We start from the raw sequence: 18,099 nt of genomic DNA on the forward strand, positions 1-18,099 counted from the left end.
TTGTGGTGTGTGGTCTGGGGTTATGGTGGCATGCGGACACACTTTTCTTTACTTAACCCAGTTAGCCCCGGAGTTTAGTAGCCTAGCCTTACCTAACATCTGCTACACGAAAAGATCACTCCCTCAAAGTGATCGCCACCTCTGGAGGCACCGGGATTGCGTCGCAGGCAGCCCGGGACAAATGGAAACTTCCCCCTCACGAGACAAGGTTCAACACGCACAACTATGGAACGCTCAGCCAATTCCGGTTCATACCGGGACAGCGTTGACGTGCTCGTCGCCGTCGTGGGCACGGACAGCGCATTCTGCGGAACCACACATGAACCTAGGAGAATGGGACATGAGGAAATAATGTTCGCCACCTCGCGTGTACTCGCCCGGCGACACGGATTATTGGTGGGAGGAACCGCCGGGGCAGCAATCCATGAAGGAGTGCAGACCTTGCAGACCTGCAGCGCGGTGCGGAGATGAAGGTAGCCGCGAGGTTGAGCTCCATGCAGAAGTATCGCGAAGTCCTGGGAATTTCTCTTCCCATCGCCGGGGTGCAGCTTGCTGGGGTAGCGCTGACCACCACGGACGTTCTGATGTTGCAATCCGTGGGCGTAATGGCGATCGCCGGCGGTGGCCTGGCGATGCAGCTCTACAACCAGATCCGCACGATGTGCGTGGGTATGGTGACAGCCAGCTCAAATCTCGTAGCCGAAGCTGCGGCAGAGATGGAGCGGAAGGATCCTTCAGATCCACCTTCCGAGGAAAGCGCGGAGAGGATCCGCCGAGCCGTGCGCTCCTCTTTCGCCGTGGGCACGGGTACTTCAATTCTCGGCGCGCTACTAGCCATCTCCTTCGGGGCACTGGTTCTTGCTCTGCCCATCGACGAGCAGGTCGCCCGTCTCACCTTCGCCATGACGCTCACATTGGCGCCGGGACTCATCCCTATGTTGTGGCTCAATGTCTTGCGCCAGTTCGCCGTAGGCATGCGGAAACCAGGCTCTCTTCTAGGCATCACACTGGTATCAATCTTCGTCAACATAGCTCTGAACTGGACATTTATGGCTTTGTCGACATCGGATGCATGGAAAGTGGCGGGCATCGGACTGTCCACGACTATCGTCCAACTATTAACCCTGTTGGCCTTCCGTGTGATAGTGCTGCGCTTACCCGAGTTGCAACCCTATTTTCACGTCTTTCCCCGCGCAGGCGATGGGGAGACTATACGCCACCTAGTGCGTCTCGGAGTACCAGTCAGTCTGACCTATGGCTCGGAGGCGGCGATTACAACAATCGCCGGATTGGTGATGGGAACCCTCGGTCCGCAGATGTTGGCGGCACATAACGTGGTAAACCAGCTGGCATACATCGTCTACCAGGTCTGCATCGGCTTCTCCCACGGCGGGTCGGTGCTCATCACGAGGGCACGAGCCGAAGGTGCCAACGCGGTACGCGCGGTGACCCGGCGCGTATTACTCGTCGTGGTCACGTACCTGGGGGTTATGGGCGCACTATGGCTCCTACTGGGGCGCTGGGTGCTGAGCCCGTTCCTGGGAGATGCCGACGCCACCACCTTCCATATCGCCGTCCTGCTTCTGTGCCTCGCGGTGTTGCAGCAGTTCTCTAAGGGAATTCAGAATGTGGCGGTGGGATTACTGAGAGGGCTCAAGGACACTACTTCCGGGCTGCGCTGCACTCTCATTGGATACTGGCTGGTCGGGGTACCCGGGATTCTGGTGATGGGCAAGCTCCTGAAATGGGAGGGCTACGGCGTGTGGTGGGGGTTGATTGTCGGCTTCGCCACCACTGCGGTGCTGCTACTACGAGCCTTTTTTCGACGCCTCGCTTCACTTAGCTAACGGGGGTGTGGGGCAGCGAAATGACGACATTCTCTTCCAAGCATTGCCATCTAAATAAGGTGTGACTAACCTAAGTAAGTCGACCCAAAGAAAGGAACGCAGTTGACCCTCACGTCACTTAGAACTCGCAGCCCCCGCTCCCCCATGCGCCCTCATTTTCGCCTAGCTCGCGCAGTCGTCTCAGCGGTCGCCGCCACCGGCCTTTTCATGACCGCCGCCTGTAGCGCCAGTGATGGAACGAACTCCGCAACCAACGGAGAAAAACAGCAGATCACCGACATCCTCGGGCGCAATGTCGAGGTTCCGAAGAAGGTTGAGCGGGTTCTCATGGGCGGACAGAGAATGCTCTACACCACCGCTATCCTCAACAAGGAAAACCCGCTCCAGGGGATCGTCGCCTGGCCCGATGACTTGCAGCAGAACGACCCCGGCACTTACAAGAAGTACCAACAGAGATTCTCCGAGATCGGGGATATTAAGCAGACCGGTGAGGTTTACGATGGCTCGATGTCCGTCGAGCAGGCCCTGGAATCCCGCCCAGATGTCTTCATTGTCTCCGCGAACAGTTTCGACGCCGCCCAAGACGCCGGCATCGTCGACGGTCTTAACAAGGCCGGAATCCCCACCGTCGCCGTCGACTACTTCACTGACCCAGTAAAAAACACCGCACCAAGTGTGCGCTTGCTCGGCAAAGTACTCGGGCACGAAAAGGAGGCGGAGAAGTACGCCCGGTTCTACGAATCCAAGGTGGACATGGTTCACGACCGGTTGGAAAAAGCCAAGGCCACTCCCACCCCAACCTTCCTTTGGCGAGCTCCCGGCTACTTCGACTGCTGCTCCACTTTCGCCAAGTCCAACCTGGCTCAATTAGTCACCGCAGCAGGTGGAAAGAACCTGGGAGACGACATGATTGAAGGTAAGCAAGGCCAAGTCTCCCCCGAAGCGCTGGCCGGAAAAGACCCGGACGTCATCATCGCCACCGGCGCTGACTGGACTGATGCCAAGCAGCAGCCAAAAAAGACTGGCTTTATCCCCCTCGGTTACGACGAGTCCGCCGATCAGGCAGCCCGGGATTTTCAGCGCGTCGTTAACGGGCAACCTGTCCTCAAGGAAATGCGAGCCGTCAAGGACAAGAGAGCCTACGCCGCGTGGCATCACTTCTACGACTCTCCGTACAACTACCTGGCCATCGAGTGGTTCGCCAAGGCCATGCACCCCGACCTGTTTGCCGACATTGACCCGCAGGCTGACATGAAGGAACTGCACGAAAAATTCCTCCCCGTGGAGGCGAGCGGCACCTTCTGGACTGGTTTGCCATGAGCCACGTCGCCCCGACACGGTCAATCCCTGCCGTAAACGGGAAGGATCACAAAGACAGCATCCCGCAACGTCAACGTCCCGGCGTGAGCTGGTACCGAGCAGCCAGCAGGCGCAAGGTGGCAATCATCGCCGGGCTCGCGGCTCTGCTATGTGCAGTCACCGCCACAGATTTCCTCATCGGCAGCAGCATGCCTGCTAATGAGGCGATATATGTGCTATTTCACCCCAGCGATTCCCGCCCTGTTGACCGACAGATCATCTTTGATATTCGCCTGCCAATGACCATCACGGCGGTCCTCATCGGCGCTGCCCTCGCTGCCGCTGGTGCAGAGATGCAAACCATCCTGGGCAACCCCCTCGCAGAGCCCTACACACTGGGTATTTCCGCCGCCTCCAGCTTCGGCGCCGCCTTCGCCACCGTCTCCGGATTCACCGCCGCAGGAATTGGTGCAACGCTGGGGATGGCCGGCAGCGCGTGGGTGTTCGGGATCGCAGCATGCGCGGTGATTGTCCTCTTCTCCCGGTCAAAGAGCGCCGGCACGCAGGGAATGATCTTGCTAGGCATTGCAATCGTGTTCCTTTTCGACGCTCTCCTGGCACTGATGCAATACCTCGCCTCGCAGACCCAGCTAGAACAGGTGGTCTTCTGGACGATGGGCAGTATCACGCGCGCCACGTGGCCCCAGATCGGCCTCCTGGCACTCGTCTCGCTGATCGTCATCGCGTTCTTCTACCGCAACGCGTGGACACTGACGGCGTTTCGAATGGGAGACGACCGCGCCAGGTCCATGGGAATCAACGTCAACAGGCTGCGCACGCTCACACTGGTGGGCGTCTCCCTCATGGCTGCGACTGCCGTTTCGATGGCCGGGACGATTGGCTTTATCGGCCTCGTCGGCCCGCACATCGCCAGGATGCTTGTCGGCGAGGATCAGCGCTTTTTCCTCACTACATCCATCTTCTCCGGGGCGCTCTTGCTTACCTCAGCCTCCGTGGTCTCCAAGCTGATCCAGCCCGGCGCGATCCTGCCCGTCGGCATCATCACGGCGATTGTGGGCGTGCCGGCGTTCGTCGTCCTCATCGTTCTGCGCCGCCCCCGAACCGTCTCCTCTCCAACCTAATACCCCCTCGCCGCGCCCACTTCTTCTCGCTCCAGCCCCTCCCTCACCCCAGAAAGGACAACCTCGTGGAACAGCCCGCCACGGTTCCGTCAGCCACCGCGCTGCAGGTCACCGACCTCAGTTTTTCCCACGGAGCAGCGCAGATCCTGAATGGCGTGTCTCTTCCGGGGATCAACGCCGGAACCGTCACCGCCCTTGTAGGCCCCAATGGCGCTGGTAAATCCACCCTGCTGCGCTGCATGGCTCAGCTGTGCCGATTCAGTGGCAGCGTCACCGGACCTGACGCGGTTTATTTGCCACAGGATCCCCCGCCGGAAAGCACCCTTACAGTGTTTGAATCGGTGCTACTGGCGCTCCAACACTCCCGCACAGGGTTCAGAGGATTGCGAGTGGCCACAACTACACAGGATCGAGTCAGTACGGTCCTCGCACGACTGGGTCTGGAAAACCTCCAAGCCCGGACGATGTCCCAGCTATCCGGTGGGCAGCGCCAACTGGTGAGCTTCGCCCAGGCGATCGTGCGCCGACCCCAAGCCCTATTGTTGGACGAACCAACCAGCGCCCTCGACCTACGCAATCAGCTGACACTGATGAAGCATATCTGCACCTACGCCGTCGAGGCGCCCGCAGCGGTAGTGGTCACGATGCACGACTTATCGCACGCAGCGCGTTTCGCCGATCGTATCGTAGTGCTCCACAATGGCACCGTTTACTCACACGGAGCCGTGGAGGAAGTACTCACCGAGAACATGTTGCGAGAAGTCTACCGAGTCGATGGAACTGTCACGCCCACCGGCGATGGGAGTGTAGCGATCACCACGTCAAGAGCCATTTGAGGGTCTGCTAAACTTGGCGAGTCACATAAATTTTTTCCGTTCATGTTCCGACGTGACGGACCGCCCAATTTTTTCTAGCCCCCGGAGCCACACTCCCGCGCATCTTGGGGACACTAGGAGCGATCGATCGGCTCCGTAGTTCGGGACGTTGAAGGCGATTATGTGTTTGCCTAAGAAATCGTCGTCGAACTCGTTGGTTAGGGTGTTGTAGACACGTGGCATTGTTGGCCGTCCCCGTCACCATAGCGGTGGCACTCATCCTCGTCCCCCTGTTGGTCAAGACTCTTGACCGAAACGCCGGCTGGCCCTTGGGCCTGACTTTCCTGGCGCTCGCGGGGTACGTGATCAAACATGCCGACCCGGTCTTGAATGGCGAGACTGCCACGTGGTCTGTCACCTGGATCCAAAATTTCCTATCCGGAGCGGGCGGCGCAGGTAACGCAAGCGTGGGCGCAGCATCCACGGGCAACTCAACAGCCCTCGATCTGTCTCTGAAGATGGACTCTCTGGGGCTGTTCTTCACCCTCCTGGCTCTCCTTATCGGTGCCGTGGTCTTTATCTACTCCGCCGCCTACCTGCACAGGGGCGACAAAATCATGAGCTTCTACGTGCTCATGACCTCGTTTATGCTGGCAGTTCTACTACTGGTACTGGCGGACGACGTAGCGCTGCTGTTCATCGGCTGGGAGCTTGTCTCCCTGGCTTCGTTCTTCCTTATCGCCCGCTCGGGTTCCGGCGGCGAGGCCGGTTCGATCCGCACCTTGCTGCTGACCTTTGTCGGTGGTCTGTTCCTGCTGGCGGCACTCGGTATCGGTGTGGTCACCACGGGCACGACGGATCTCACAGCCATGCTGCACTCCCCCGCCTGGGACGGCCAGGACGTGCGTCTGGCTATCGTCGCCGTCCTTATCGCCCTTGCCGCGTTTTCAAAGGCCGCACAAATCCCCTTCCACTTCTGGCTGCCCGAGGCCATGGCCGCTGACACCCCGGTCTCTGCCTTTCTGCATGCCGCCGCCGTCGTGAAGGCGGGCGTGTATCTGCTGCTGCGCTTCTCCGGCCTCTTCGAGGGCGTCATGGCCTGGCATACGCTGCTCATCGTCATCGGCATGACGACCGCCATCATGGGCGCCGTGTTCGCGATCCAAAAGACGGATCTAAAGAAGCTCACCGCCTACTCCACTGTCTCCCAGTTGGGCTGGATCGTCGCGACCATCGGCGTGGGCACTCCCTTCGCTATCAGCGCCGCGCTGGTTCATACCGCCGCCCATGCGTTGTTTAAGTCCTCCCTGTTCATGATCGCCGGTGTGGTCGACCACCAAGCCGGGTCGCGCGATATTCGCCGCCTTGGCCCGCTGTGGCGCCAGATGCCTTTCACTTTCGTTTCCGCTGTGATCGCGGCGGCGTCAATGGCAGCGATTCCCCCAACCTTCGGCTTCGTTTCGAAGGAAGGCATGCTCACTGCCTTCGAAGATGCGCCACTGAGCAATGTGGGCGTCATCGTCCTGCTGGTCGCGGCGGGTATCGGCGCACTTGCCACGCTCGTGTACTCCGCCCGCTATGTGCTGGGTGCCTTTGTCGACGGGCCCAAGGATGTCTCGCATGTCAAGGAAGCCCCGGTGAATCTATGGCTGCCTGCCGTGCTGCCCGGCGTGCTATCGCTGCCGGTTGTCGCGTTCATGGGTATCTTCGATGAGACGATCGATCAGGTGGTGGAGGCTACAGGGCTCGGCCATGCGCATACGCACTTAGCGCTCTGGCATGGACTGACGGTGCCTTTGGGTATCTCTGTCGCGGTACTGGTCGTGGGTCTTATTGTTGTTATTTATCGACGCCCCCTGCTCCAGCCGCTCGAGGGCAAGCGACTCGGGGTGGCAACGGGCGCGGAGATGATTACCGCATTCATCGAACGTTCCACGAAGTTCGGGCGCGCTTTTGGCCGCCTGGCGAACTCTGTGAACCCCAACCGGCACGTGGTGTGGATCTTCTCCATGCTGATTCTGCTGGCGGGCTTTGCTCTGCTGGGGCCGGGGCGTATCGAGGGTCTGGCGGATTTGAGCCCGCGGGTCGAGGGAATCGACAACGTCGTCGACTTGGTGGGGCTGGTGATCGTTGGCTTGGGTGTATTGGCGATGATCGGAACGCGTTCGCGTCTGGCCTCCGTTGTGCTGGTTGGCATCGTTGGCGCGGGTGTTTCCTGGGTCATGCTGACCTTGGGCGCACCTGATGTGGCTACGACCCAGCTGCTGGTTGAGTTCTGCGTGGTGGTCATCATGATGCTGGTTATCCGCCACCAACCGCGCTTGTACCTGCGCGAAGGAGCCAACCGCACGCGCTTCGCCACGGTTCTGGCTGTGCTCGTTGGCCTAGTTACTTTCCTCGGCTCGTGGCTGCTTATCGGCCGCCACGACAAACCCGAGATCGCACAGTGGTACCTGGAAAAGACCCCGGAGATCTCTGGCGGCAACAACGTCGTCGCCGTCATCCTGGTGGAGTTCCGTGCTTTCGATACTTTGGGCGAGCTGTCGGTGCTGGGCATGGCGGGCATTGTGATTGCCGCACTGATCAAGTCCATCCCGCGATCCCCGGTTCCGGGCTATGGCCCGGGTTCTACCGCAGAGCTATTCCGCGCGCCTGGTTCCACTCGGTTCCCGGATGTCCACAAGGTTCCGGAGCTGGCACCGTTTTACTCCAAGTACCTGCGTTCCACGCACTTGAACTCAATTAACTCCCGGATGACGCTATATCCGTTGATCCCGATCCTGGCGCTCTTGTCTGCCGCGACGTTCTGGCGCGGGCACCAGGCTCCGGGCGGCGGATTCGTCGCCGCCCTGATCGCGGCCTGTGGCATCTTCATGTACTACCTGGCGCAGGCTCGGGCGAAGAAGATGTTCACTGACCAGGTTGCCTACACCTTCGTCGGTGCCGGTATGGCGATGGCACTGATCACCGGCTTGATCGGCTACATCAGTGACGGCTTCCTCGCCCCCATCCACGGAGAGATTCTGGGGCAGCACGTATCCACCTCGCTGATTTTCGACGGTGGTGTGTACTTGGCAGTGCTCGGCCTGGTGGTCATTGTTATCAACCAGATGGGTGGTCGCGAGCGGCCGGGTACGGACCCGGCAACGCTGAAGTCGAAATTCCGTGCCCAGAACGCGAAACAGAAGATGGGGTTGAACTCCAAGGGCAAGCGCCCCGCCCCTATCGAGGGCAAGGAAACCCCGGCCAAGAAACCTTCGCCAGTCGCCGTCACCGTTGGTGGCAGCAATATTCCGTTGAATCCTTCCCAGGTATCAGCCGCTGCAAAGGCGGAGGAAGAAGCCCACCGGGCAGAGCGCGAAGCGGCCCGTGCACCGGTGCCGACGCAGAAAGACAACGGGACTGTGCAGGCAGATGAGCCTGACGGCGTCACCAATGAAGAACCAGACGAGCAGAAGGGAGAGCAACAGTGATCATCGCAGCCATCATCGCCATCCTGGTCGCCGGCGGCGTGTACCTGGTGATGCAGCGTGGAATGCTGCGAATCATCATGGGCATCACGCTCTTGGGCCACGGTGTGAACCTGCTGATCCTCGCCGCGGGCATTGGCGCGTGGCGCACGGATCCCCTCATGGATCGGGCTACCCCGGAGCAGGCTGCCGACCCGCTGCCGCAGGCGTTCGTGCTGACCGCGATCGTGATTTCAATGGCTTCCACCGCCGTCATGCTCGCCATGGCCGCGCTTGGCCGCGACGATGACACTATCGGCACCGATGACGTAGAGACCGCCTCCCGCCGACTGCGCACCCTGCAGACGATGGGGTGGAAGAACTACGAGGAGGCCAAGACGCACGGCGGTGTGGTCGAGGAGCACAAGTCCAAGAAACTCGGCGCGAACGACTACACCGAGGTGCATTCAAGCGCGGACGAAGATGGCCTACAGGAGGGACAGAAGTAATGACCGGAAGCTCCCTACTTAGCCTGTTTATCGCCGTTCCACTGCTCTCTGCTGCCGTCGCTGCGATGGCTCCATGGAGTGCTGTGCGTCGCGCACTCGGCCTGCTGGTGCCCATGTTCGGCATCGGCGCTAGCCTGTGGGTACTGACCAAGGTCAGCGAACCCCATACGGTGATGGTCGATAACGTCGGCGGCTTTATCGGTGGTATCTCCATCCCCCTGGCCGCCGACAATCTGGCGGGCATCATGATCCTGACGACCTCCGTCGTCGCTCTTGTCGCCAATTGGTTTGCCGACGTGGTTGGGGAGACACGAACCCGCTTCTACCCTGCCCTCACCCTGATGCTTATCGGCGGTGTGTGGGGTGCGTTGCTTACCGCGGATCTGTTCAACCTCTTTGTGTTTATCGAGGTCATGTTGATGCCCTCCTTCGGCCTGCTGGCCATGACGGGCACGTGGGCACGCCTGGCCGCGGGCAGGATGTTCATTGTCGTGAACCTGGTGACCTCCCTGCTGCTGCTCTCCGGCGTGGTGCTGGTCTATGCAGTTGTGGGCACCACCAACCTCGCGGCTCTGGCGGGCGCCGCCGGGCCGCGCGGCACCGAATTCGCCGAGGGAGTGTTCGGCAATCAATGGCAACTGGTAGTCCCCCTTGGCATGGTGCTGCTAGCACTTGCCGTTAAGTCGGGTGTGGCGCCAGTCCACACCTGGCTGCCCCGCGCCTACCCCTCAACTTCCCCCGCGGTGATGGCACTATTCTCCGCCCTGCATACCAAGGTCGGCATCTACGCCATCTTCCGCGTGTACCTAACCGTCTTCGAGGGGGATCCCACCTGGTCGTGGGCCATCCTGGTGATCATGGTGCTGGGCATGCTGATCGGTGGCTTTGCCGGCCTTGGCGAAACTACAATGCGCAGCGTCCTTGCCTATCAAATGGTCAATGGCATCCCATTCATCCTGATCAGCCTGGCGTTCTTGAGCGATAATGCGCGCCTGATGATCAGCGCCGGGCTGTTCTACATGCTGCACCACATGATCGTCGCCGGGGCACTGATTATGGCCTCCGGCGCGATCGAGGAGACCTACGGTTCCGGCCGTGTGCGCAAACTGTCGGGCCTGCTACGCCGCGACCGTTTCGTCTCCATTGTCTTCGCCGCAGGCGCCCTGGCGATTGTCGGCCTACCTCCGTTCTCCGGCCTTTGGGGCAAACTCGCCCTCGTCTTCGGAGTAGCTCAGGACGGTACATGGAAGACATGGGTAGCCATCGGCGCGATCATCATCTCCTCAATTGGTGCCCTGGTCTCCATGATCTACGTATGGCGCGAGGTGTTCTGGGGACGACAAATGAACGCCAACGAAACCAACCCGGAGCTGCGCGTGCCGAGCCGCTACGTATGGCCGTCGGCAGTGATGATGCTGATTTCCGTCGGCATGTTCATCGGTGCCGGTCCGGTCTTCCAGCAGATCAACAAAGCCGCCGACAACCTAACCGATACGACGGCCTACGTTGAAGCGGTGCTCGGCGATCCAGACGAGGCCATCGGCGTAGTTCTGCCGCCCGGGCCAAGCGGATTGGATAACGTCCCTACGGACGCTCGGAGTTCGACGAACGATGACGCCCTTAAGGAGCGTGTCGAAAGGGAGAACCAAGAGCAACCGACCCAGCACGGGGAGGAACACTAAGCCATGGCAAAGTTCAGTATTGTCCACGCGGTGAAATCCACCGGCCACGCGCTGTGGTACGCCACCTGGTTGACGGGGCAGATCATCAAGGAATCTGTAGTGATGGCCATCGATACCCTCGGCACTGGCCGCAATATCGCACCGGTGGTGATCTACTACCCGTTGCGCGTAACCAGCGAGCGGGATATCGCCGCTTTCATCGCTTCGATCACCATGACCCCCGGCACCCTGTCCTTGGGTGTAACCGGCCCGAAAGAGGTTGACTACGACGCGGTGGCGGGCGAACGCAACTCAAAGGACGCATTCGCCGTAGCCCGTTCGGAATTCAACACTCACGGTTTGTACCACGTACAACGCTTCCTGGCAGTGCACGCCATGTACGGTTCAGATCCCCAGGAACTGCTGGATAGCTTGGCGGATATGGAGGAGCACCTCGCTCCTTCGGTGAAGGAAAAGCCGCTGAATTTCGATGTGCAGTACCTGGTGGAGAAGGGGCGCCCCGGTCCGCGCGGTTTCCGAGGTTCCCGTGGCGGCCGCGCCTCCGACGAGACGGTTTTCGATGTGGAGAAGGTGGATTCCACCCCACACGCCGCTGCCTTCGTTGCCGCGATCCTGCAGTCTGATGAGGAAGAGAAGAACCCCTCCGACGTGCGGGAAATGGATCGAAAGGAGCGCTACGAAATCGCCCGCCGAAATGCGGAACGCGCCAAGGCGCGGATCTCGAACGCCACCCCCGATATTGATACTTTCCGCGGGGACAACCTGGGGGCGTCGCAACCCGACCGGGAGGGCCGCACCAAACCCGGAGAGACTTTGTACGATCCGCTGTATCCGAAGGAACACCCAGGCAGAGCCAAGAAAACCCCGAAGCAGAAAGGCAAGTAGATGGAGCCCAAGGACCTACTCAACATCCTGGTGAGCATCGCCGCCGCCATCGTTGTTATCGCCCTGTTTACGGTGCTGTGGCGCGCGGTGTCTACCCATAATGACGCCCGCCGCGCCGTCCTTTCCGACATGGTATTCATGGCGATGGCCGGGTTGTTCCTGTGCTATTCGATCTTTCACCGCACAGCAATCACCTACGAGGTCGCGCTCTTCGCCGGATTGTTCGGCGCACTGTCGACGATCGCTTATGCCCGCATCATTTCCCGAGGGAGGCGCTAAATGTCCACCACACTCCTCGCCGCTGCCGGCGACATGGTCGAGTTCAGTGAGCCCGGGTGGCTCGGCGCAATTACCGCAGGTGTGCTTGCCATTCTGGGGTCCATCTTTATCTTTGTTTCTGCCCGCGCGATGTACCTTGCTCCGGACGCCCTCAGTCAGGTCAACATGGTAGGTCCAGCTGTCGGCGTGGGACTTCCGCTGCTGATCTGCTCCAACCTTGTGTACTCCTGGTCGACGGAGGGATTCATTCTAGGTGAGCTGATCCGCGCCATTGTGGCTATTACCGCATTGCTGGTGGTGGGTGCTGTCGGCTCGTATGTGATGGGCCGTGCGCTGCACGCCACGCACTGGGATCACACGGTGCCGCTGTCTGGCGGTCAAAAAGCGAAGGAGCCGAAGTAGCCTTCCAGGCAGAGCGAGATTCCCAGTCTCGCAAACATCAAGGGAGCCAGCGCCCACGCAAAGGTTGGGGGCTGGCTCCCTTGTTTTGGATTCGCTGTACGGGGGTCTCCCGCGAAAGCTAAAAACTCTTAGCCGACGACGGCAACGGCTTCCACGTCGATCTCACCGCGCATGGCCTTGGAGTAAGGGCAGAACGCGTGTGCGTCAGCGACCAGCTCATCGGCCTTAGCCTGATCCACGCCGAAGATGGTGGCGGTGATCTTCGCGGACAGACGGAAGCCCTCCGGAACCTTGTTCAGGGAAGTTTCGACGGTAACCTCCGGGGTCTGCTCCATCTCGACGCCGGCTTCCTTGATGGTCTTCTGCAGAGCGCCGTTGAAGCATGCTGCCCAACCGGCGGATACAATCTGCTCCGGGTTGGTGCCCTCGCCGGAACCACCCAGTGCCTGCGGCGGGCGAACGTCCAGATCGATCTGACGGTCATCGGTAGCGACGTGGCCGTCGCGGCCACCGCCGGTAGAAATTGCCTTTGCTGTGTACAGTACGTCGCTCATGTGAAGAACAGTCCTTTCTTCAATCTGCTTGTCGAAGTGATCTCTAGCGTTATTTCTAAAGCTCGCTCTGGGCGGGGTGATCTTGTCGCCACCGCTCGGCGCCCAGCCTACGTGAACTCGCTTACCTCGCGCCTCCGCATGGCTCCGGGGGCGTATGGCGCCTACTTACTGGTGAAGATCTCCTTCACCCGGTCGCGCAGGTTCTCGTCCACCTTGCCCCAGTAAGTCCAGCACTGTTCTGCCACCTGGTCAGATACACCCTCCATAGCGCCTGCGATATTGCCGGCGAGGCGCTCCCGGGCAGCGTCATCCAAGACCTCGCGCACCAGCTGGCCTGCCTGGATAAAGTCATCATCCTCCGGGTGGCGGACATAGGCGCCACGGGTGAGGTCGGTGCCGTGCAGGTCATCAAACAGACCCAACTCCTCGGCGGCAGTGCGGGCGGATTCTTGGCCCCGGCCAAAGCCGTACTGTGACTCACCAGCACCAACTCCCTGCTCGACGGCGCCGGAACCATCGTTGACGTCGTTGGCGCCCTCGGGGCGCTCGAAGCGGTTCGGGGAGTACACGGGCGTACCTGCCGGTGGGAACTCCTGGTTACCCGCGCCGTCCTTGGCCGTGTAGTAGTTCTTCTCTGCCACCACGGAGCGGTTAGAAGGCAGCTGGTGGAAGTTCACACCCAGTCGGTAGCGCTGCGTATCGGCATAAGCGAAGGCGCGAGCCAGCAGCATCTTGTCCGGGGATAGGCCGATACCCGGCACGAGGTTCGAGGGTGCAAAAGCAGCCTGCTCGATCTGCGCGAAGAAGTTCTGCGGGTTCTCGTTGAGCGTGAAGTGGCCGACCGGGATCAACGGGTAATCCTTCTGCGACCACGTCTTGGTCAGGTCGAAGGGGTTCCAACGGTAGCCCTCGGCCTCGGCAACAGGCATGATCTGTACCTTTACATCCCACGTCGGATAGTCACCACGCTCGATGGCGTCATAAAGATCCTGGCGTGAAGAATCGAAGTTACCGGAAGCAATGACCTCGGCGGCTTCGTCATCGCTGTAGAACTTCCAACCCTGGCGGGTCTTGAAGTGGTACTTCACCCAGAAACGCTCGCCGGCAGAGTTAATCCACTGGTAGGTGTGGGAGCCGAAGCCGTCCATGTGACGGAAATCGGTCGGGATACCGCGATCACCCATCAGATAGGTCACTTGGTGTGCGCTCTCCGGGGAGCGGGTCCAGAAGTCCCACTGCATATCCGCCGAGCGCAGACCGGAATCCGACAGGCGCTTCTGGGAACGGATGAAGTCGGGGAACTTAATGCCATCGCGCAGGAAGAACACCGGGGTGTTGTTGCCCACGATGTCGTAATTGCCTTCCTGGGTGTAAAACTTCAGCGAGAATCCGCGCACGTCGCGTACCGCATCGGGGAAGCCCTGCTCGCCTGCAACGGTGGAGAAGCGGGCCAGCATCGGGGTCACGCGACCCGGCTGGAACAGATCGGCCTTGGTGTACTTGGAGACATCCTCGGTGACGGTCAGCTCGCCGAAGGCGCCGGAACCCTTGGCGTGCACATTGCGCTCTGGGATGCGCTCGCGGTTGAAGTGCGCGTGCTTTTCCACCAGGTGCACGTCGGACAGCAGCAGCGGGCCTTGCTCGCCCACCGTCGCGGAGTGCTCCTCGGTGCTGACCGGGGAACCGTTCACGTTGGTCGAAGCTCCGGAGTAGGGGCACACGCCGCGGGACGCAACGTCCTTCGCGGATGTGATGGCCTCTGTGCTGTTGTGTTTGTCGTTTGTAGCAGTCATGGGTACCTCCTGATACCTGAGTCGGCTCTTCAACCCACCTTGCCAGAATTCCGCGCACCGCGTGTTAGGATCACTCCATGACCAGCCAGGCACCAGACAGCCAGGCACGCGATGCCGCTGTCACCGATCTCGCCCTGCGCGCCGCCAGTGGCGACCGCCAGGCACTCACGAAATTTATTTCTGCAACACACGACGACGTCTGGCGCCTCCTGGCACACCTCGCAGATACAGACCGCGCGGATGACCTAACGCAGGAGACCTACCTGCGGGTTTTAAGTGCCCTCCCCCGTTTCGCTGCGCGTTCCACGGCACGCACCTGGATCCTGTCCCTAGCCCGCCGCGTGTGGGTCGATAGTGTTCGCCACGATATGGCTCGTCCTCGCAGCTCTGCCATGGAGATCGAGGACGCCACCAGCTCCACTCCCGCCGCCGAGACCACTGGCGGTCAGAGCTGGGCGGAATGGGTGGACACCCGCACCCTCATCGACCGGCTCGAAGCCGACCGGCGCGAGGCCCTGATCCTTACGCAGGTACTGGGCTACACCTACGCCGAGGCCGCAAAGATCGCGAATGTGCGCGTCGGCACGATCCGTTCCCGTGTAGCTCGCGCACGTGCGGATTTGGTTGAGATGGCCGGCGAGGGGCACGGTGGCGTCACCAAGGAAGGGCAGAAGAGCCCGAAGCGCCGCTTCGGGGTGGCCTAGCTTTATATAAGGTGGCGGGCATGAGCACCATCGCCTTTTCTCACCGCATTCCTTTGGGCTTGGACGACGTCTGGGCGCTGCACGGGCGCCCAGGAATCGTTCGTCGTCTGACGCCAGGTTTCACGCGCATGAAACTCATCGAACAGGCAGAGTCCCTGCGCGATGGGGTGACGACGTTTGCGCTGCCCGGCGGGGTGACCTGGGTGGCACAGCACCAGGCTGGAGGTTATGAGGGAGCTGCACCGGATCGGCGGGCTTTTCGCGATGTGTGCGCAACCCCGGCACTCGGCACGCTCACGGGGTGGGAGCACACACATGAGTTCCGGGCTGCGGACACACAAGGCAAGGCAGCGGCGACAGTCATCACTGACACCGTGCACACCAATCTGCCGAGGTGGGCTGCGAAAAAGGCTTTTGAGGGGGTGTTCGCATATCGGCAGAACCAGCTGCAGGCTGATGTGCAGCACTTGAAGTTCGCCCGGCGTTTGCACGAGGATCCACTACGCATCGCGGTCACTGGCTCTGGTGGCTTGGTAGGAACGCAACTGTGCGCACTATTGGAACTGGCGGGGCATGAGGTAATTCGTCTGCAGCGCGGCAATGGCAGCGCCCACGGCGCTGGGGGTAAGGGCTTAAGCGATACGGTGCGGAAGTGGAACCCAGAAAACCCGGCGCGCGGTCTGCTCGACGGAGTGCACGTACTGATCCACTTGGGTGGCCACCCCATCGCAGGCCGGTTCACCGACCAGCATGTGGCGAAAGTACGCGATTCGCGGTTGGGCCCGACCGAGAAGCTGGCGCGACTGGTGGCGGAAACCCCTAGCGTGGAGACGATGGTGTGTGCCTCTGCCGTCGGGTTTTACGGCAATGATCGCGCCACCCTCGCGGACGAATCCGCAGAACAGGGCGGTGGCGTATTGGCGGAAATCGTAGCGGGTTGGGAGCAGGCAACCGAACCGGTTCGTGCAGCGGGTAAGCGGGTAGTAAATGTTCGCAGTGGGCTGGTTTTGGGCGGCGGTTCCCAAATGCTGGATTTACTGCTCACCAGCGTGCGCATGGGCGGTGGGCATCTAGGTGACGGCAGCCAGCACTTCGCATGGGTGGCTCTGGACGATGTGGTGGATGTGTACCACCGTGCGGCCATCGACCCGAACCTTCACGGCCCGGTAAACGCGGTGGGCCCGCAAGTGCTGACGAATGCCGAGTTCACACAGATCCTGGCGAAGGTCGGAGGTGGTTTCCCGCTGATCCCCGTGCCCAGACAGGCCCCGGAAGTACTACTGGGAAAGCAGGGCGCTAGAGAGCTGGCCTTGGCCGACCAACACGTGGTGCCGAAGCGCCTGGAGGAACTGGGCCACCCATTCCGCTACCGCACTGCGGAGGCTGCGCTGTGGCACGAACTGGGGCGAGAAGACGCGCAGCTGGTTTAAGGAATGTCAGGTAGCTAGGGCTAGGCTTGTCTACATGAGCACGAGCGCCAGCAACCAGCCCATCGCCCCCGACTCCGCTCTCCTTCTGCTGTCTTTCGGCGGCCCGGAGAAGTCCGAAGACGTGGTGCCCTTCCTGGAAAACGTCACACGTGGCCGTGGCATCCCCCGCGAACGCCTGGAAAAGGTAGGCGAGCACTACTTTGCGCTTGGTGGCCGCTCCCCGATCAACGACCAAAATAAGCAGCTGATTCGCAATATCGAGGCTGAGCTTTCCCAGCGCGGCATCGACCTTCCCGTCTATTTCGGCAACCGCAATTGGGAGCCTTATGTAGAGGACACGCTGCAGCAAATGACCCGTGATGGCATCCGCCACGTCTACGTATTCGCCACCAGTGCTTGGGGTGGTTACTCGGGTTGTTCGCAGTACCAGGAAGATCTGCGCAGGGCGATCGATGCGTGCGAGAAAGCTGGCCTGCAACCCCCGACCGTGGAGCGAATTCCGCAGTTCCACTCCCACCCTACTTTCATCGCAGAGTTCTCCCAGGCAGTGGATACTGCCCGCGCTCAGCTGCGGGCTGACTATGGCGCAGACATCGCGGAGGAGGCTGACCTGATCTTCACCGCGCACTCCGTGCCGACTGTGGCGGATAAGGCCGCCGGTCCGCATAAGTTCGGCGGGAATCTGTACTCCCAGCAGGTGTTGGATGCTTCGCGCTTGATTCAGCAGTCCAGCAGCTTCGCCGACCACCCCGGCAGCGGCGCGGATTACGGCTGGACCGGCCATTTGGCTCGGCACGATAACGTCGGCGGCCGCGGGGATGGCCCTGCTCACACGGGTGAAACGGTAGGGGTTGATGTCGGCGTCGGCACGAACCTCGACGTCGAGGTCGTGTGGCAGTCACGTTCCGGCTCCCCGCATGTGCCGTGGCTTGAGCCGGATGTGTGCGACCATATTGAGGCGCGCGCTGCGGCTGGCAATAAACGCGCTATCGTGCTGTGCCCGGTCGGTTTCATTACCGATCACGTGGAGGTGCAGTGGGACCTGGATACCGAGGCACGCGATGCCGCTGCGAAGGCGGGCATCCCCTTCGTGCGTGTTGCCACTCCGGGCTTGACCGCCGGTTTCGCCGAGATGGTCGTCGATCTTGTTGTTGGTAGCGACGCCCCCAGTTCCAACCTCTCTGAAGATCAGCTGGCCGCGCGAAACCTGGCGGCACGAGTGGTCGGTGAACTGACCACGGTTCCGGATTTCGGCCACACGTTCAACGGCAAGCCGTGTGCTCCGGGCTGCTGCGGTAGCGAGGTTTAG

General features: G+C 61.0%; 15 protein-coding genes. 13 read left to right on the forward strand and 2 right to left on the reverse strand.

Annotated elements, in window-relative coordinates:
- Window positions 1-494 precede the first annotated feature (494 nt).
- The 10 genes from ACWXWJ_RS08295 to ACWXWJ_RS08340 all read left to right on the forward strand — a co-directional run bounded on the left by ACWXWJ_RS08295 (window position 495) and on the right by ACWXWJ_RS08340 (window position 12,309).
- A complete protein-coding gene (locus ACWXWJ_RS08295; RefSeq protein ID WP_473964111.1) occupies window positions 495-1,847 on the forward strand; it encodes an MATE family efflux transporter in 1,353 nt (450 codons plus the stop codon).
- A 102-nt stretch (window positions 1,848-1,949) separates the two neighbouring features.
- Window positions 1,950-3,167: an ABC transporter substrate-binding protein gene (locus tag ACWXWJ_RS08300; protein WP_448307760.1), complete on the forward strand. Its 1,218-nt coding sequence runs from the start codon at window positions 1,950-1,952 to the stop codon at window positions 3,165-3,167.
- The gene (locus tag ACWXWJ_RS08305) at window positions 3,164-4,288 is read left to right on the forward strand and encodes a FecCD family ABC transporter permease (RefSeq protein WP_293790884.1); all 1,125 of its coding nucleotides are present in this window, start codon (window positions 3,164-3,166) and stop codon (window positions 4,286-4,288) included. Before ACWXWJ_RS08300 ends, ACWXWJ_RS08305 begins: the two co-directional genes overlap by 4 nt.
- Window positions 4,289-4,353: 65 nt before the next feature.
- Window positions 4,354-5,124, forward strand: a complete 771-nt coding sequence (locus ACWXWJ_RS08310) for an ABC transporter ATP-binding protein (RefSeq protein WP_473964112.1) — start codon at window positions 4,354-4,356, stop codon at window positions 5,122-5,124.
- 215 nt (window positions 5,125-5,339) lie between these two features.
- Window positions 5,340-8,576 carry a DUF4040 family protein gene (locus ACWXWJ_RS08315; protein ID WP_473964113.1) on the forward strand — a complete coding sequence of 1,079 codons (3,237 nt, stop codon included), beginning with the start codon at window positions 5,340-5,342 and terminating at the stop codon, window positions 8,574-8,576.
- Window positions 8,573-9,061 (forward strand): cation:proton antiporter subunit C, encoded by a 489-nt coding sequence (locus ACWXWJ_RS08320; RefSeq protein ID WP_293790887.1) that lies wholly within the window; start codon window positions 8,573-8,575, stop codon window positions 9,059-9,061. Before ACWXWJ_RS08315 ends, ACWXWJ_RS08320 begins: the two co-directional genes overlap by 4 nt.
- Window positions 9,061-10,743, forward strand: a complete 1,683-nt coding sequence (locus ACWXWJ_RS08325; RefSeq protein WP_473964114.1) for a monovalent cation/H+ antiporter subunit D family protein — start codon at window positions 9,061-9,063, stop codon at window positions 10,741-10,743. The genes ACWXWJ_RS08320 and ACWXWJ_RS08325 overlap by 1 nt, the downstream gene beginning before the upstream one ends.
- Window positions 10,744-10,746: 3 nt before the next feature.
- A complete protein-coding gene (locus ACWXWJ_RS08330; RefSeq protein WP_473964115.1) occupies window positions 10,747-11,628 on the forward strand; it encodes a Na+/H+ antiporter subunit E in 882 nt (293 codons plus the stop codon).
- Window positions 11,629-11,907: a monovalent cation/H+ antiporter complex subunit F gene (locus ACWXWJ_RS08335; RefSeq protein ID WP_473964116.1), complete on the forward strand. Its 279-nt coding sequence runs from the start codon at window positions 11,629-11,631 to the stop codon at window positions 11,905-11,907.
- The gene (locus ACWXWJ_RS08340; RefSeq protein ID WP_293790891.1) at window positions 11,908-12,309 is read left to right on the forward strand and encodes a Na+/H+ antiporter subunit G; all 402 of its coding nucleotides are present in this window, start codon (window positions 11,908-11,910) and stop codon (window positions 12,307-12,309) included.
- 128 nt (window positions 12,310-12,437) lie between these two features.
- Here the strand turns inward: ACWXWJ_RS08340 and ACWXWJ_RS08345 are convergent, their stop codons facing one another.
- Window positions 12,438-12,863 (reverse strand): organic hydroperoxide resistance protein, encoded by a 426-nt coding sequence (locus ACWXWJ_RS08345; RefSeq protein ID WP_473964117.1) that lies wholly within the window; start codon window positions 12,861-12,863, stop codon window positions 12,438-12,440.
- 161 nt (window positions 12,864-13,024) lie between these two features.
- Window positions 13,025-14,656 carry a catalase gene (locus tag ACWXWJ_RS08350; protein WP_473964118.1) on the reverse strand — a complete coding sequence of 544 codons (1,632 nt, stop codon included), beginning with the start codon at window positions 14,654-14,656 and terminating at the stop codon, window positions 13,025-13,027.
- 77 nt (window positions 14,657-14,733) lie between these two features.
- Between ACWXWJ_RS08350 and ACWXWJ_RS08355 the strand changes: the two genes are divergently transcribed.
- Genes ACWXWJ_RS08355 through ACWXWJ_RS08365 form a run of 3 tightly spaced genes read left to right on the forward strand, consistent with a single transcriptional unit; the run spans window position 14,734 to window position 18,099 of the window.
- Entirely contained in the window at window positions 14,734-15,360 is a 627-nt protein-coding gene (locus tag ACWXWJ_RS08355) for an RNA polymerase sigma factor (protein WP_473964119.1), read from the forward strand.
- A 20-nt stretch (window positions 15,361-15,380) separates the two neighbouring features.
- Entirely contained in the window at window positions 15,381-16,790 is a 1,410-nt protein-coding gene (locus ACWXWJ_RS08360) for a TIGR01777 family oxidoreductase (RefSeq protein WP_473964120.1), read from the forward strand.
- Between the two features lie 34 nt (window positions 16,791-16,824).
- Complete coding sequence (locus ACWXWJ_RS08365; protein ID WP_473964121.1) at window positions 16,825-18,099, forward strand: ferrochelatase; 1,275 nt, start codon at window positions 16,825-16,827, stop codon at window positions 18,097-18,099.

It is taken from the genome of Corynebacterium sp. p3-SID1761, from assembly GCF_055862885.1.

What these genes read in the sequence shown, in the direction of transcription:
- ACWXWJ_RS08295 (WP_473964111.1), top strand. Translation starts at nt 495, where the DNA reads ATGCAGAAGTATCGCGAAGTCCTGGGAATTTCTCTTCCCATCGCCGGG.
- ACWXWJ_RS08305 (WP_293790884.1), top strand. Translation starts at nt 3,164, where the DNA reads ATGAGCCACGTCGCCCCGACACGGTCAATCCCTGCCGTAAACGGGAAG.
- ACWXWJ_RS08325 (WP_473964114.1), top strand. Translation starts at nt 9,061, where the DNA reads ATGACCGGAAGCTCCCTACTTAGCCTGTTTATCGCCGTTCCACTGCTC.
- ACWXWJ_RS08330 (WP_473964115.1), top strand. Translation starts at nt 10,747, where the DNA reads ATGGCAAAGTTCAGTATTGTCCACGCGGTGAAATCCACCGGCCACGCG.
- ACWXWJ_RS08335 (WP_473964116.1), top strand. Translation starts at nt 11,629, where the DNA reads ATGGAGCCCAAGGACCTACTCAACATCCTGGTGAGCATCGCCGCCGCC.
- ACWXWJ_RS08340 (WP_293790891.1), top strand. Translation starts at nt 11,908, where the DNA reads ATGTCCACCACACTCCTCGCCGCTGCCGGCGACATGGTCGAGTTCAGT.
- ACWXWJ_RS08345 (WP_473964117.1), bottom strand. Translation starts at nt 12,863, where the DNA reads ATGAGCGACGTACTGTACACAGCAAAGGCAATTTCTACCGGCGGTGGC.
- ACWXWJ_RS08350 (WP_473964118.1), bottom strand. Translation starts at nt 14,656, where the DNA reads ATGACTGCTACAAACGACAAACACAACAGCACAGAGGCCATCACATCC.
- ACWXWJ_RS08355 (WP_473964119.1), top strand. Translation starts at nt 14,734, where the DNA reads ATGACCAGCCAGGCACCAGACAGCCAGGCACGCGATGCCGCTGTCACC.
- ACWXWJ_RS08360 (WP_473964120.1), top strand. Translation starts at nt 15,381, where the DNA reads ATGAGCACCATCGCCTTTTCTCACCGCATTCCTTTGGGCTTGGACGAC.
- ACWXWJ_RS08365 (WP_473964121.1), top strand. Translation starts at nt 16,825, where the DNA reads ATGAGCACGAGCGCCAGCAACCAGCCCATCGCCCCCGACTCCGCTCTC.